We start from the raw sequence: 14,055 nt of genomic DNA, 5'->3' as shown, positions 1-14,055 counted from the left end.
GCCCCGCGCGCCGGGGCCCCCCTTTCCCTGCCGGAGCCAAGCCATGCTGGACGCCACCCCGACCCAAGCCGAGACCCTGCTGGAGGTCAACAATATCGAGGTGATCTACAACCACGTCATCCTCGTGCTGAAAGGGGTCAGCCTTTCGGTGCCCAAGGGCGGTATCACCGCGCTTCTGGGCGGCAATGGCGCGGGCAAGACCACGACGCTCAAGGCGGTGTCGAACCTGCTGCATTCCGAACGCGGCGAGGTGACCAAGGGCCAGATCCTTTATCGCGGCGACCGCGTGCAGGATCTGAACCCGGCCGAACTGGTGAAGCGCGGTGTCATTCAGGTGATGGAAGGCCGCCACTGTTTTGAACACCTGACGGTCGAGGAAAACCTGCTGACCGGCGCCTATACGCGGACGGATGGTGCGGGCGCGATCAGCGCCGACCTTGAGATGGTCTACAATTACTTCCCCCGCCTGAAGGAACGCCGCAAGTCACAGGCGGGCTATACCTCGGGCGGCGAGCAACAGATGGTCGCCATGGGCCGTGCGCTGATGTCGAGGCCTGAGACGATCCTGCTGGATGAGCCCTCGATGGGTCTGGCCCCGCAACTGGTGGAGCAGATCTTCGAGATCGTGAAAGCGGTGAACGAGGGCGAGGGCGTGACCTTCCTACTGGCTGAACAGAACACCAACGTCGCCCTGCGTTATGCCCATACCGGCTATATCCTCGAAAGTGGCCGGGTGGTGATGGAAGGCAGCGCGCAGGAACTGCGCGAGAACCCGGATGTGAAGGAATTCTACCTCGGCATGTCGGACAAGGGCCGCAAATCCTTCCGCGACGTGCGCAGCTATCGCCGCCGCAAGCGGTGGCTGTCGTGAGGGGGGAGGCGCAAATGACCTATTTCGACACATTGGAAACCCGTTCCGCCGACCAGCGCGCCGCCGATCTGGCCCGTGATCTGCCTGCCCTGATCGCCCATGCGAAAACCGCCCCTGCGATGGCCGAAAGCCTCGCTGACGTCGATCCGGCGCAGATCACGGGGCTGGAGGCGCTGTCCCGCCTGCCGGTGATCCGCAAGGCCGATCTTTCCGGCGCGCAGAAAGCCCGCCCGCCGATGGGGGGCTTCCTGCCCGCAGGCGGTGCCTTCGAGCATGTGTTCCAGTCGCCCGGTCCGATCTATGAAATTGGCCGGACCACCGCCGACTGGTGGCGCATGGGCCGTTTCCTGCATGCCTGCGGCGTAGGCAGGGGCGACATCGTGCAGAACTGCTTTGGCTATCACCTGACGCCCGCGGGGATGATCTTTGAATCGGGGGCCCGTGCCGTCGGGGCCGCCGTGCTGCCCGCAGGCACCGGCCAGACCGACTTGCAGGTGCGGGCTGCTGTGGACATCGGTACGACCGCCTATGCGGGCACGCCGGATTACCTGAAGGTCATCCTCGACCGCGCCGATGAAATGGGCGAGCGGCTGGCGATCACCCGCGCGGCGGTGGGCGGCGGCGCGCTGTTTCATTCACTGCGCAAGGAATATGCCGACCGGGGTATCCTGTGCCTGCAATGCTACGCCACCGCCGATCTGGGCAATATCGCCTACGAATCCGAGGCGATGGAGGGCATGATCCTTGACGAGGGCGTGATCGTGGAGATCGTCCGCCCCGGTACGGGCGATCCGGTGCCGATGGGCGAGGTGGGCGAGGTGGTGGTGACCACGCTGAACCGCGATTATCCGCTTGTCCGCTTCGCCACCGGCGATCTTTCGGCGCTGATGCCGGGCGTCTCGCCCTGCGGCCGCACCAATCTGCGCATTCGCGGCTGGATGGGCCGGGCTGACCAGACCACCAAGATCAAGGGCATGTTTGTCCGCCCTGAACAGGTGGCCGAATTCGTGGCCCGTCACGAAGAAGTTGCCCGCGCCCGTGTCATCGCCACCCGCGAGGGCGAGATGGATGCAATGACCGTGCAGGTCGAAAGTCGCGCCGCGAATCCCGGGCTCTACGAACAAAGCATCGTCGATGTGCTGAAGCTGAAAGGCCGTGTGGAAATCGTGGCGCCGGGCAGCCTGCCCAATGACGGCAAGGTGATCGAGGACCGCCGCAGCTACGGCTGATCGCAACACGACCTCCGACTGGCCGCGCTGGGGCGAAATGCCGCAGCGCGGCGTGTTTTTTGCTGGCAGCCCGCGACAATCTGTCCCATCCTGCCCGCGCGCGCGTGGTTTTGGGAGGAACCATATGAACAAGCTTGTTGCCCTGATCTGCGTGATCAGCTGGTCGGGTTTCTGGGCCTTCGGCTATCTGGCGCTTTCCGCCGGGGTCGAAGACAGCGGCCAGATCACCGTGGCCGCCATTCTGGCCGCCATCGGTTTCTTCTCGGGCATGGTGGCCTGGCTGAAACTGGCGCGCGCCGATAACCTGCCACTGCGCGCCTGAAGGGGCGGCGGCTCAGCGCCGCCGCAGCAGTTCCAGAACCTCACGGTCGGGATAGCCGTCGGGCACCAGCCCCCGCGCGGTCTGGAAGGCCTTGACGGCGGCAATGGTCTTTTGTCCGACATTGCCGTCTGCGCCGCCTGTATCGAAGCCCATGGCGGTCAGCCGTTCCTGCAATTCCATCCGTTCGGCCATGCGCAGGGTGCTGTCGCCCGCGGGCCAGGGGGTTTTCAGCCCCGGACCACCTTTCAGCCGGTCAGACAGGTGGCCGACCGCGATGACATAGGCATCCGCCTGATTGTAACGCTCGATGGCGTGGAAGTTGCGGTAGATCAGGAAGGCCGCGCCCTTCACCCCGGCGGGCAGCAGCAGCGCCGCCTGACCGTCGGGCACCGGGCGCCCGTCGGCGCGGGTGATGCCCATGGCGCGCCAGTCCGCCCCTGACCGCTTGGCCGACTTGCCGGACACCGCCGCGCCAAAGCCCGGCGGCAGGGTGACTTCCATCCCCCAGGGCTGCCCGCGCTGCCACCCCGATTTCGCCAGATAGGCGGCGGTCGAGGCCAGCGCGTCGGTCGGATCGTCCGACCAGATGTCGCGCTTGCCGTCGCCGGTGAAATCCACCGCGAAGGCAAGGTACGAGGTCGGGATGAACTGCGTATGCCCCATGGCACCGGCCCAGCTGCCCAGCATATGCCGCGCATCGGTATCACCGGCCTGAAGGATCTTCAGCGCAGCAATGAGTTGACCCTGAAAGAACTCGGCCCGCCGCCCCTCATAGGACAGTGTAGCCAGCGCCTCGATCAGCGGCAGATCGCCCCGCTTCTCGCCATAGCTGCTTTCCATGCCCCAGACGGCAACCACGACTTCCTTGTCGACGCCATAGGTTGCCTCGATCTGGTTCAGCACACCCGCATGCCGGGCCAGCATCGCGCGGCCATTGGCCACGCGCTTGTCGGAAACGGCGGTTTCCAGATATTCCCACAGCGATTTCGTGAACTCGGCCTGGTTGTTCGACCGCCGGATCACCTCGGGGTTATAGATCACCTCGCGGAAGGCCGCGTCATAGGTGCCAGCCGACACGCCCGAAGCCAGCGCGCGCGGACGGAAGGCTGCAATCCACTGCTCCAGCCCCGCCACCTTGGCCGGGTCGGGGTTCTGGTCGCGGCCATATTTGATCACCGTGGGGCTGCTCCCTGATTGCGAGACCGAGCCGCCGCCGCCGATGCATGCCGACAGGGCAGTGGTCAGGGCAAGGGTCATGAGGGTTCTGGAAAAGCGCATGGTCTGGCCCCTTTTCGGGTTGTTCGCGTCTGCTCGCTCCCCAGTGTAGCGGGAACCCTGCGTCTGGGAAAGGCGGCGATGAGAGAAGGGGGGCTTTCCGCCCCCCGTCTCCTGCGGAGACTCCCCCCGAGGATATTTGGGCCAAGATGAAGGCGTGAAGTTCATCTTGGTCCAAATATCCTCGGGGGTGAGCCCCGAAGGGGCGAGGGGGCAGACAGCCCCCTGCTTCAGCGCCGCTTGCGCACCACCTTGCGTTTGGCGATGGCCGCGCGGGCGGGTTTGCGCGGTCCGCGGCCATGCCCGGCCTTGCCGCGTTTCGGGGCGGGCAGGGCGCCGCCGTCGATCTCGATTAGTTCCAGAAGCAGCCCGCCGGTCACCGGCACGGCCTCGGCCAGCCTCACTGTCACGCGCGCGCCGGGGCCGATGGTCAGGCCGGTATCGGCGCCGGTCAGGGTCTGGCTGTCGGCATCAAAGAAGAAGAACTCGCGTCCGACCTCACGGATCGGCACAAGACCATCGGCGCCGGTTTCATCCAGCTTCACGAAAAGCCCGAATTTCTGCACGCCGGAAACCCGCCCGGTGAAGGTCTGTCCCACGCGGTCCGAGAGGTAAGAGGCAAGATAGCGGTCGATGGTGTCGCGTTCGGCAGCCATCGACCGGCGCTCGGAATCCGAGATCAGCTTGGCGGTCTCGTCAAGGTTCTCGACGTCCCAGGCGCTGAGGCCATCCGCGCCCCAGCCATGCCCGTCGATCAGCGCCCGATGCACGATCAGGTCGGAATAGCGCCGGATGGGCGAGGTGAAATGCGCGTAATTGCGCAAGGCCAGCCCGAAATGGCCAAAGTTCTGCGGGCTGTAATAGGCTTGGGTCATCGACCGCAATGTGGTGATGTTGATAAGCTCGTCCTGATCGGTGCCTTCCGCCTGCGCCAGCAGCCGGTTCAGATGCGCGGTCTTCAACACCTGCCCCTTGGCCAGCGTGAATCCCGAAGCCTCAGCCACTTCGCGCAGGGCATCCAGCTTCTCCTGGCTCGGTTCCTCGTGGATGCGGAACAGCAGCGGGCGTTTCAGCCGGATCAGCTCTTCGGCGGCGCAGACATTGGCCAGCACCATTGCCTCTTCGATGAGCTTATGCGCGTCGAACCGTTCGCGGAAGGCGACTGACAGCACCTTGCCCTCGTCCGAGAGGATGATCTTGCGTTCCGGCAGGTCCAGTTCCAGCGGCTGCCGCACGGCACGGGCGTGTTTCAGCGCGGCATAGGCGGCGTATAGCGGGCGGATCACGCTGTCCATCAGCGGTTCCAGCTTCGGTTCCACCGCGCCGTCGATCGCGGCCTGCACCTGCCCGTAATGCAGTGACCCGCGCGAACGCATCAGGCCGCGGGTAAAGCGATGGCCGCGCTTGCTGCCCTGCGCGTCGATGGTGATGCAGACGGCCATGCAGGGCCGGTCAACGCCTTCGTGCAGCGAGCACAGGTCGCCCGACAGCACATCGGGCAGCATCGGCACCACGCGGTCGGGGAAATAGGTGGAATTGCCGCGCTTGCGGGCCTCGCGGTCCAGCGCGGAACCGGGCGTGACGTAATGCGCCACATCGGCGATGGCGACCCAGAGGTGGAACCCTCCGGCATTGCCGGGATCGGGGTCGGGGATGGCCAGCACCGCGTCATCGCGGTCGCGGGCATCCACCGGGTCGATGGTCACGAGGTCGAGGTGGCGCAGATCCTCGCGCGCGTCCAGCGTCATGGGTCCGGCGCGGTCGGCCTCGGCCAGCACCGCCTCGGGGAACTGATCGGGGATGCCGTGCTGGTGAATGGCGATAAGGCTGACTGCCTTCGGCCCGGAAGGGTCGCCCAGCCGGGCGACGATGCGGGCGCTGGGCAGGCCCATGCGCTTCGGTCCGGCCCGTTCGGCCTCGACCAGTTCGCCATCCTCGGCCTCCAGTGTCAGGCCGGGGGGCACACGCCATTCCTTGTCGGCGCCCTTGTCGATGGGCAGGATGCGCCCGCCTTCGTGGCCGCGGCGGAAGATGCCCAGAACGCGGATGGCCGAGGTGCCCAGCTTGCGGATCAGCCGCGCTTCATAGGCGTGGGCCTCGCCCTCCACCTTTTCCAGCCGGGCCAGAATGCGGTCGCCCTGACCCAGCGCCGGGTCGCCGGTGCGGGCGATGACATGGATCAGCGGCGCGTCCTCGCCTTCCCATTCATTCGGCCGGGCAAACAGGTCGCCCGCCGCATCGGGCGGCAACAGGCGCAGGATGGATACCGGCGGCAAGGTGCCCGCCTCGCGGAACTGGCGCTTACGCTTCTGGATGCCACCTTCCTGCTCCATCTCTTTCAGCAGGCGCTTCAATTCGATGCGGGCGGGGCCACCCTTGATGCTGAACGCCTTCGCGATGTCGCGTTTCGAGGCGAGGCCGGGGTTGTCGGTGATCCACTGACGGATCTGGTCTTTGCTGGGCAACTGGTCCATGCGCCTGCGTAGCACGCTGGCGCTGCGGCGTCATCCGCGAAACACTGACAGGATCTCGGCCAGAGGCTTCTTCCGCTTGGCGACCTCCGGCACGGTGGCGTGATCGGCGGGCCAGCCGACGGGCAGGATCATCACGGCCTTTTCGTGATCGGGCCGCCCGCACAACTCGTTGAGGAATTTCATCGGGTTGGGCGTATGTTCCAGACAGACCAGCCCGGCGTGATGCAAGGCGGTGATCAGCAGGCCGGTGGCGATGCCGACGCTTTCGGGGACGTAGTAATTCTTGTAGCGCTGCCCGTCTTCGGTCACCCCATACCGCTGGGCAAAGACCACGATCAGCCAGGGCGCATCGGTCAGATGCGGTTTCGTGGTGCCGGTGCCGATGGGTTCCCGCGCGGCCAGCCATTCGTCGCCCGCGCCACCGGCGTAGAAGGCGGCTTCCTCCTCCTCGGCCGCGGCGCGGACACGGGCCTTCATCGCCGGATCGGCGATGGCGACGAAATGCCAGGGCTGGTGATTGGCGCCCGAAGGCGCGGTGCCCGCCGCTGCGATACAGGCTGCAATGACCTCCTCCGGCACCGGGCGGGTGGCATAATCGCGGACCGAATGACGCTTGCGCATGTAATCCAGAAACGCCTGAGCATCGGCCAGCGCCTGATCATCGGGTTTCTGAACGCGGTCGGGCAGGGGCAGCGGCTGGTAAGCCACTTCGCCGGATTTATACATGATGCCTCCCATCGCGGGTGTTGCCGCAGGGCGAGGGGAGCATTCCGGGCCGCGAATGGCAAGCGCTATGCCTGGCGCGGCTCAGGCCGCGCGCCAGCCCGTGTTGCCGCGGTTCAGCGCGGCCAGCAGCGCCATCGCCTCGAACCCGCGCAGCTGGCGCAGCGGGGGCGGGCCATTCTGCCCGGCGGTATGACTGGCGGAAAGGAACGCCATGCCATCGCCCTGCACAACCGCCGGGGGGCCTACATCCAGCGATACGGTCCGCACCACCATATGCCCTGTATCGAAGATCGCGGCGAAACCGTCGGTCAGGTGCTGGGCGGCAACCAGCAGGGCCGGTTCCCCGTAAACATCCTCGATATCCCCGCCGGTCAGCAGAACGGGAAGATCGGCACTGACCAGCAGATCGTGACCGGCCACGAAATAGGGTGCGCGCAGCCGCACCGGCGTATGGCTGCCCCGCCCCGGCAGATCAAGATGCCGTACCGAGCGCAGGCCGCGCGCCGATCCGTCGTGCAGTAACACGGTGTCGCCCGGTCCAAGGCTGCCCGCCTGCCGAAAGCCAGAGGGTGTCGCAATCCGGCTTTGCGGATGGACCCAGCCCGAGGCGCAGGGCGGTGTAGCCTGGGAGGTGGCACCGAACCACAGCACCGCCTCGTGCCGGCGCACCAGAGGGGATAGCGCACACATCCGGTCCAGATCGTCCAGCGGCAGTGGAAGGGGGGCCTCGCCGGTCGCCGCGAGGAAGGTGCCGCTGCCCGGTCGGCAGTAGCTCAGCTTCCAGTGGCGGGCAGGGGCGTCGAAGGTCAGGATGACCTGCGCGATGCCCGGTTCGGCGGGCAGGGGGCCACAGAGCCGGTGCAGCGCAACGGCCTTGCCCTGCCGATGGCGGATGGTCAGGCCGCTTTCGGGATCGTGCAGGATAGAAAACGCCCGTTCCCAGCCATCGGCCTCGGCATGGTAATCCAGCAGAACCTGTGCCTTGCGCAGCGGCACGGCCAGTTCAAGAACCAGCGCCCCGCGCTCCATCAGCCCCTTGCGGCCCGCGCCTGCGCCCGGACGGGTCGGGTCGTGCTGAGACAGCGCGGTCCATCCCCCCGGGCGCGGCGCTGTGTTCATGCGGCGCGCCGGGCGTCGGTCAGCAGAACCTGCGCCTCGAAGCCGCGCAGGGTGGGGCGGGCGGCGGGGCCGTAGCCCAGCCAGGTCTCGGGGTCGAGTTCGGGAAACAGGGCCCGGATCTCGTCCAGAACCGGACGGTCAAGGATTTCGGCGGCCTGTGGCCCCGGCAGGAAGCTTTCTGTCACCAGACCTTCCGACCAGACAAGCTGGTGCCTGTCGAACATCAGATGCACATATTCCACTTCGCCCCCCGGCTGCACCGTGATGCTGCGGCCGTTCACCAGCTCTTTCGCGGCGACCAGAACCTCTGCCTCTCCGAACAGCAGTTCGGCCAGCCGGTCGCGCAGCAAAACCCGGTGCTGGGGCGAGACGAAGAGCGTGCCATGCGCCCCGAAGGTGCCCGCCTTGATACGGATGGGTGCGAAAGCGCCGCTGGCGGCCACACGACGGCTGCCGATCCAGCGCAGCGGCTGCGGTCCGTCATCCATCGTCAGAACCAGGTCGCCGGGTTCCAGCTGTTCCACCGGCACGTCCCCGTCCGGCGTGCGGATGCGGGTGCCTGCCACGAAGCAGGGCACGGAGTTGATGGTGACGATCCCCACATCCGTCACGCCCTTTCCGTTGCCGTTGGCGAGCGTGTAGGTGAAGGACGAACTTCCGGTCTGGCCGTTGCCGACGATGGTGAAGGTGCCATCTGCGTTCAGCGTGATCTGCTGGCCGCTGGCAAGGGTCACGGTCTGTCCCGCGACCACGTTGATGCCGTTGATCTGTGTAATGACAAGCTGGCTGTTACCGGGACCACGGTCATTGGCCAGGGCATTCAGCGTGCGGGTGCCATCAGGGCCCATGGTGATGCTGTCATCCACCGCGACCAGCGCGGTCTGCACGGAATCGCCCGCAATCAGCAGGTTGCTGTCATAGTTCGCATCCGAGGTATCCGCGATGCCGATGCGGATGGAATTGACCTGCCCCGCGATCACCTTCATGTCCAGCGACAGGGTGATGGTGAAGCCGTCCATCTCGGTGTTGTAGGCGTCATTCGTGTTGGAAATGGTCAGGTTGGGCTGGGTGTTCAGGTTGATGTTGTTCACGGCGGTCTTGCCGTTGCCGACCGAGACCGGCACATGGGTGCCGTTTACCCAGACGCCCACGACATCGTTGAACTGTGAATTGACGTATTCCGGGTATTCCTCCGAGGCGAAGACGAATTTCATCGTCATCATGTTGCCGGTCGGGATGAAATCGACATCCAGCCAGGCCGCATCATAGGTGCGGGCACCAGCGATGGCGTTGAACAGGCTGTTGTTATCGACACCCGAGGTATTGGTCGAGGTGCTGGCGCTGCGGTTGGGATCGCCCGAGCTCTGGGTGAAGCTCGTCACATTGCCGGTTGACAGGATGACCCCGCTTGCCGAGGGCACGACACCGGGTGAAAGATGCCCGTTGGAATAGATCGCGGAAGACGCATTTGGCCCGGTATAGCTTGCCCCGGTGACGGTCACGCCATCGCCGAAAATCGCATTGGCCATCTGCAACGCCGAGGCGTTGGTCTGGTATGTCAGTTCGGCGCCGGTCGCCATGTGCCTGTCTCACCTTTTCAGGTCCCCCCGGCTGCGGAGTTTTCTCCGTCATCTGCCGGTCTGCTCGGGGCCGGGCGGTTGATCCACCCTGTCGGTTACTGCGGCATGTATCCGCATCTGACGAGAACGATATGTCCGCATTATGCCCCATGTCATCCCTATTGTTGCCACATTCCCACGGTCCGCGCTGTCCGGTGGCGCCCCGGCCACAGTGGTGGGGGCTGCGGTGGCGGGCTTGCGGCAGCCGCTCCGGCACCTTATCCCTGAGGGCCAGAACAAGGAGGCCGCCATGAAGCCCGTCGATCCCGTCCGCCTGACTGCCGACCTCATCCGCTGCAATTCGGTCACTCCGGCCGAGGGAGGGGCCCTGACCCTGCTGGAGCGGATGCTGACCGAAGGGGGATTTACCTGCACGCGTGTGGATCGCGGCGGCATTGCCAACCTTTTCGCGCGCTGGGGCACGAAAGGTGCCAACCGCAGCTTCGGCTTCAACGGTCATACCGATGTGGTGCCGGTGGGCGATGCCACCGCCTGGACGCATGATCCCTTCGGAGGGGAGATCATCGACGGCATCCTCTGGGGCCGGGGCGCCACCGACATGAAATCGGGCGTTGCGGCCTTTGCCGCCGCCGCACTGGATTTCGTGCGCGAAACACCGCCGGACGGCGCGGTGATCCTGGCCATTACCGGCGACGAGGAAGGCGATGCCGAGGATGGCACCACCGCGCTGCTGGACTGGATGGCCGCCAATGGCGAACGGATGACGCATTGCCTCGTGGGCGAGCCCACCTGCCCCAACGAGATGGGCGAGATGATGAAAATCGGCCGCCGCGGTTCGATGACCTGCTGGTTCACCGCGGAGGGCGTGCAGGGCCACAGCGCCTATCCGCACCGGGCGAAGAACCCGATGTCGGCGCTGGTGAAACTGCTCGCGCGGCTGGAGGAAAAGCCGCTGGACGAAGGCACCGCGCATTTTGACGCCTCGACGCTGGCGATCACCACCATCGACTGCGGCAACCCGGCCACCAACGTGATCCCGGCGCGCGGCCATGCCACGGTGAACATCCGATTCAACGATGCCCATTCGGGCGCGAGCCTCACGGACTGGCTCGCCAGCCAGGCCCGCGTAGTCGAGGCGGAAACCGGCGTCCGCATCGCGATGCGGGTGCAGATCTCGGGCGAAAGTTTCCTGACGCCGCCCGGCCCGCTGTCGGATCTGATCGCGCGCGCGGTGGAAGCCGAAACCGGCCGCCGGCCCGAGCTTTCCACCTCGGGCGGCACATCGGACGCGCGTTTCGTCAAGGATCATTGCCCGGTGGTGGAATTCGGTCTTGTCGGCAAGACCATGCATCAGGTCGATGAACGGGTCGAAGTGGCGCAGATCGAACAGCTCAAGACGATCTACAGCCGCATCCTGCGGGAGTATTTCGCGTGACCCCGGTCATCGTGGAAACCACCGATATTGCCACTTGTGTCGCTCTGCGACGCAAAGTGTTTATCGAGGAACAGGGCATCGCCGAGGCGGATGAACTGGACGACCTCGACGATCAGGCGATTCACCTGCTGGCTACAATCAATGCCCGGCCAGTCGGAACCGCCCGCCTGCTGCGCAAGGGCGCAACCGGCAAGATCGGCCGGGTCTGCGTGCTGCCCGAGGCGCGCGGCACCGGCCTTGGCGCGGCGCTGATCCGCGCGGGCATCGGGCATTTCACGGCCGATCCATCCTTCAACAAGGTCTGTCTCAGCGCGCAGGTGCCCGCGCTGGGCTTCTACGAAAAGCTCGGCTTCACTGCCGAAGGCCCGGCCTATGATGATGCGGGCATTCCGCACCGCGACATGACGCTGCCGCTGTCGCGCTGAAGCGCCATTCACCCAGGCATAAATATCCTGCGGGGGGCCGGGGGTGCAAAACCCCCGGCCTCACCGACCGCGCCAGGCGGCGAGGATATAGGCCGCTGTCATCAGATCCAGATGCGCGCCGCCGCCATTCTTGGCAATGGTGATCTCTTCGGCGGAACGGCAGCGGTAAAGCCCCTGCGGGATGTCGTAGAAATCGGCCTGGATGTCCGCTTCCGAAATGACGCCGCGTGCAATCGGGTCTTTCAGCTCGCCGATATGATGGATTGTCGTCGCGCGGGAATCCACGAACAGTTGCGCGCGGCTCAGGGCCTCGTCATCAACCTCGCGCATGTCGGGGCGATAGGCGCCGATCAGGTCCAGATGCTGACCGGGGCGCAGCCATTCGCCTTTCACCACCGGCTCGGTGCTCATGGTGCAGGTGCCGATGATGTCAGCCGCCGACACCGCCGCCGCCAGATCGGTGGCCACCTCTGCGCCGGTTTCCCTCGCCAGCGCATTGGCCCCGCCCGGGCTGCGGTTCCAGATGTGAAACCGTGCATCGGGGAAGCCGGCCCGATAGGCCTCAACCATCGACCGCGCCACAGTGCCCGCGCCGACAATCAGAATCTCGCGCGATTCGGGTCTGGCCAGTCGCCGCGCAGACACCAGACTGTCGCCCGCCGTCTTGAACTTGGTGACCAGATGGAAGTCGACCACCGCCTCCAGCTCGCCCGTCGTATCGGCATAAAGCGTGACCGAGCCATTGACGCTGGGTTTGCCAAGGGCACCGTTGCCCGGAAATACGGTCGCGCATTTCACCAGCTGACCCAGCCCGTCGATCCATGCGGCGCGATTGAGCAGTGTATCCTTGCCGCGATAGAGAAGGGCATCGGCGATTTCGGCGCGCGGCAGTCCGTGGCCTGCCTCGATCGCGTCGCAGAGCGTCAGCCAGTCCAGTTCGGCTTCCGCCTCGCGCCCGATGATCTCCACTGTCACAATCCTGCCTCCTTCTCGTTCAGCAATCCTTCCGTCACCAGCCGCCGCGCCCAGCCCTGCCAGCGCTCGAACAGGTGGCAGCGCCAGCCGCGTTGCAGGGCGACGGCGATATTCGCCTCCCGGTCGTCGGTGAACAGCAGCGCTCCGGGCGGCAGGCCGCAATCGGCCTCTACCCGTTCATAGATGCGCGGGTCGGGTTTCGTCACCCCCAAATGGCCCGAAACATAGGCCCGGTCGAATTCCGACAGGAAATCATAGCGGGTTTTCGCGTAATCGAAGCTGCCGATGCCGAAATTCGTCAGCGCGAATACCGCGACACCTCGCGACCGCAATGCCCGCAGCAGCGTGACGGACCCGTCAATGCGCGGGGAGGCCATGTCGAGCCAGTTGTCATGCCACATGCGGATTTCATCGGCCCAGTCGGGGGTGCGGTCAGCCAGATCGTAGATCGTATCGCGGAAGGGCGCACCCGCGTCGATGGCTTCATTCATGGCATGCAGGTCGACCTCGGCGAACAGCGCCTCACGTTGGGCGCGGCCGATCTGCCAGTCGTAGAACCGTTCGGGGTTCCATTCCAGCAGCACATTTCCGATGTCGAAGATCACGGCCTGCGGTGCGGTCATGTGCGTCTCCTGTTCACGGTTTCACGCCACAGCGTATAAAGCCCGGCGCCGCAGATGAGGGCGATCCCGGCCCAAGCGGTTGCATCGGGCCACTGGCCGAAAACGGTCACGCCCCAGACAATCGCCAACGGCATGGCGACATATTCGAAGGGCGCGATCAGCGCCGCCTCGCACAGCCGGTAAGCCTGGCTGACCATCAGCCCGCCGATGCCGACGGCAAGGCCGGTCGCCAGAAACACCGGCCAGTCCTGCGGGGGCGGCCAGACCCAGGGGCGGAACAGGAACTCCAGCGAGGCATTGCCGCCGCCCGCCAGATGGCCGTCGCCCACGATCAGGCCCATGCAGGTACTGACCACAATGAAACCGCACTGGACATAGAAGTTCAGCGTCGCCGCGCTTTCAGTATCGCGCAGGCGCCGCGTCATCATATGGGTCGAGGCATAGGTGAAGGCCGAAATGAACACCAGCACCGCCGCCGGATGCAGTGCGCCCGCGCCGGGGCGCATCATGATCAGCACACCGACCAGACCCGCCGCCACTGCGGCCCACCGGCGCGGGCCGACATGTTCGTGCAGCACCACGACCGACAGCAGGGTTACCACCAGCGGGCTGATGAAGGCGATGGCCACCGCATCGGCCAGCGGCAGTGCGGCGAGACCAAGGAAATAGGTGATGTTCGACAGCATGACAAAACTGACGCGCAGAAGATGCCCGCGCGGGCGGCGGGTGCGCAATTGCCGGAAGCTGCCGGTCAGGCCGATGAAGGTCAGGATGAAGGCCATGCTGATGGCCGACCGGGTCAGGATCACCTGATGCAGCGGATAGCCGCCCGACAGCGCCTTGATCGCCACATCGTTGATCGACAGGACCGAGGCGCCGCCGATGGCGCAAAGGATGCCCAACAGGGTGGTGCGGGGGGAAGCCTGCGAAATCATGGCCAAAGCCTAGCCGTGTGCCGCGCGTTCCGTCTGTTCCGCCCGCGACGGCGGGACGGAACATTC

At 65.7% G+C, this 14,055-nt stretch carries 13 protein-coding genes; 5 read left to right on the top strand and 8 right to left on the bottom strand.

Annotated elements, in window-relative coordinates:
- Positions 1-43: 43 nt before the first annotated feature.
- From C8N34_RS11785 to C8N34_RS11775, 3 genes are all read left to right on the top strand, one after another.
- Complete coding sequence (locus C8N34_RS11785) at positions 44-871, top strand: ABC transporter ATP-binding protein (protein WP_054302497.1); 828 nt, start codon at positions 44-46, stop codon at positions 869-871.
- 14 nt (positions 872-885) lie between these two features.
- Positions 886-2,100, top strand: a complete 1,215-nt coding sequence (locus tag C8N34_RS11780) for a phenylacetate--CoA ligase family protein (protein ID WP_054302496.1) — start codon at positions 886-888, stop codon at positions 2,098-2,100.
- 124 nt (positions 2,101-2,224) lie between these two features.
- The gene (locus C8N34_RS11775; protein WP_054302495.1) at positions 2,225-2,422 is read left to right on the top strand and encodes a hypothetical protein; all 198 of its coding nucleotides are present in this window, start codon (positions 2,225-2,227) and stop codon (positions 2,420-2,422) included.
- A gap of 12 nt (positions 2,423-2,434) precedes the next feature.
- Here the strand turns inward: C8N34_RS11775 and C8N34_RS11770 are convergent, their stop codons facing one another.
- From C8N34_RS11770 to C8N34_RS11750, 5 genes are all read right to left on the bottom strand, one after another.
- Positions 2,435-3,700, bottom strand: a complete 1,266-nt coding sequence (locus tag C8N34_RS11770) for a lytic murein transglycosylase (protein WP_108129005.1) — start codon at positions 3,698-3,700, stop codon at positions 2,435-2,437.
- Between the two features lie 227 nt (positions 3,701-3,927).
- Positions 3,928-6,171, bottom strand: a complete 2,244-nt coding sequence (rnr, locus tag C8N34_RS11765) for a ribonuclease R (protein ID WP_108129004.1) — start codon at positions 6,169-6,171, stop codon at positions 3,928-3,930.
- A 30-nt stretch (positions 6,172-6,201) separates the two neighbouring features.
- Positions 6,202-6,897: a nitroreductase family protein gene (locus C8N34_RS11760; RefSeq protein WP_108129034.1), complete on the bottom strand. Its 696-nt coding sequence runs from the start codon at positions 6,895-6,897 to the stop codon at positions 6,202-6,204.
- Between the two features lie 81 nt (positions 6,898-6,978).
- Positions 6,979-8,016, bottom strand: a complete 1,038-nt coding sequence (locus tag C8N34_RS11755; RefSeq protein WP_108129003.1) for a Hint domain-containing protein — start codon at positions 8,014-8,016, stop codon at positions 6,979-6,981.
- Positions 8,013-9,596, bottom strand: a complete 1,584-nt coding sequence (locus C8N34_RS11750) for a Hint domain-containing protein (RefSeq protein ID WP_054302492.1) — start codon at positions 9,594-9,596, stop codon at positions 8,013-8,015. The genes C8N34_RS11755 and C8N34_RS11750 overlap by 4 nt, the downstream gene beginning before the upstream one ends.
- Before the next feature lie 289 nt (positions 9,597-9,885).
- On the opposite strand from C8N34_RS11750, the gene dapE reads away from it, so the two are divergent.
- Together dapE and C8N34_RS11740 are read left to right on the top strand one after the other, a co-directional pair.
- The gene (gene dapE / locus C8N34_RS11745; protein WP_108129002.1) at positions 9,886-11,031 is read left to right on the top strand and encodes a succinyl-diaminopimelate desuccinylase; all 1,146 of its coding nucleotides are present in this window, start codon (positions 9,886-9,888) and stop codon (positions 11,029-11,031) included.
- On the top strand, positions 11,028-11,456 hold the full coding sequence (locus C8N34_RS11740) for a GNAT family N-acetyltransferase (protein WP_108129001.1): 429 nt from the start codon (positions 11,028-11,030) through the stop codon (positions 11,454-11,456). Before dapE ends, C8N34_RS11740 begins: the two co-directional genes overlap by 4 nt.
- Positions 11,457-11,516: 60 nt before the next feature.
- Here the strand turns inward: C8N34_RS11740 and C8N34_RS11735 are convergent, their stop codons facing one another.
- The 3 genes from C8N34_RS11735 to C8N34_RS11725 are packed head-to-tail and all read right to left on the bottom strand — an operon-like array spanning position 11,517 to position 13,989.
- A complete protein-coding gene (locus C8N34_RS11735; protein ID WP_108129000.1) occupies positions 11,517-12,431 on the bottom strand; it encodes an ornithine cyclodeaminase family protein in 915 nt (304 codons plus the stop codon).
- Complete coding sequence (locus C8N34_RS11730; RefSeq protein ID WP_108128999.1) at positions 12,428-13,054, bottom strand: HAD family hydrolase; 627 nt, start codon at positions 13,052-13,054, stop codon at positions 12,428-12,430. Before C8N34_RS11730 ends, C8N34_RS11735 begins: the two co-directional genes overlap by 4 nt.
- Positions 13,051-13,989 carry a DMT family transporter gene (locus C8N34_RS11725; protein ID WP_054302487.1) on the bottom strand — a complete coding sequence of 313 codons (939 nt, stop codon included), beginning with the start codon at positions 13,987-13,989 and terminating at the stop codon, positions 13,051-13,053. Before C8N34_RS11725 ends, C8N34_RS11730 begins: the two co-directional genes overlap by 4 nt.
- Positions 13,990-14,055: the final 66 nt, after the last annotated feature.

Source organism: Gemmobacter caeni (assembly GCF_003054195.1).
In the GTDB taxonomy this organism is placed as follows: domain Bacteria; phylum Pseudomonadota; class Alphaproteobacteria; order Rhodobacterales; family Rhodobacteraceae; genus Gemmobacter; species Gemmobacter caeni.
This window is presented reverse-complemented; position numbering and strand designations above follow the sequence as displayed.

Bases quoted from the DNA above. Each gene is read 5' to 3' on its own strand.
- C8N34_RS11785 (WP_054302497.1), top strand. From the start codon at position 44: ATGCTGGACGCCACCCCGACCCAAGCCGAGACCCTGCTGGAGGTCAAC.
- C8N34_RS11770 (WP_108129005.1), bottom strand. From the start codon at position 3,700: ATGCGCTTTTCCAGAACCCTCATGACCCTTGCCCTGACCACTGCCCTG.
- C8N34_RS11750 (WP_054302492.1), bottom strand. From the start codon at position 9,596: ATGGCGACCGGCGCCGAACTGACATACCAGACCAACGCCTCGGCGTTG.
- C8N34_RS11755 (WP_108129003.1), bottom strand. From the start codon at position 8,016: ATGAACACAGCGCCGCGCCCGGGGGGATGGACCGCGCTGTCTCAGCAC.
- dapE (WP_108129002.1), top strand. From the start codon at position 9,886: ATGAAGCCCGTCGATCCCGTCCGCCTGACTGCCGACCTCATCCGCTGC.
- rnr (WP_108129004.1), bottom strand. From the start codon at position 6,171: ATGGACCAGTTGCCCAGCAAAGACCAGATCCGTCAGTGGATCACCGAC.
- C8N34_RS11780 (WP_054302496.1), top strand. From the start codon at position 886: ATGACCTATTTCGACACATTGGAAACCCGTTCCGCCGACCAGCGCGCC.
- C8N34_RS11725 (WP_054302487.1), bottom strand. From the start codon at position 13,989: ATGATTTCGCAGGCTTCCCCCCGCACCACCCTGTTGGGCATCCTTTGC.
- C8N34_RS11775 (WP_054302495.1), top strand. From the start codon at position 2,225: ATGAACAAGCTTGTTGCCCTGATCTGCGTGATCAGCTGGTCGGGTTTC.
- C8N34_RS11730 (WP_108128999.1), bottom strand. From the start codon at position 13,054: ATGACCGCACCGCAGGCCGTGATCTTCGACATCGGAAATGTGCTGCTG.
- C8N34_RS11760 (WP_108129034.1), bottom strand. From the start codon at position 6,897: ATGTATAAATCCGGCGAAGTGGCTTACCAGCCGCTGCCCCTGCCCGAC.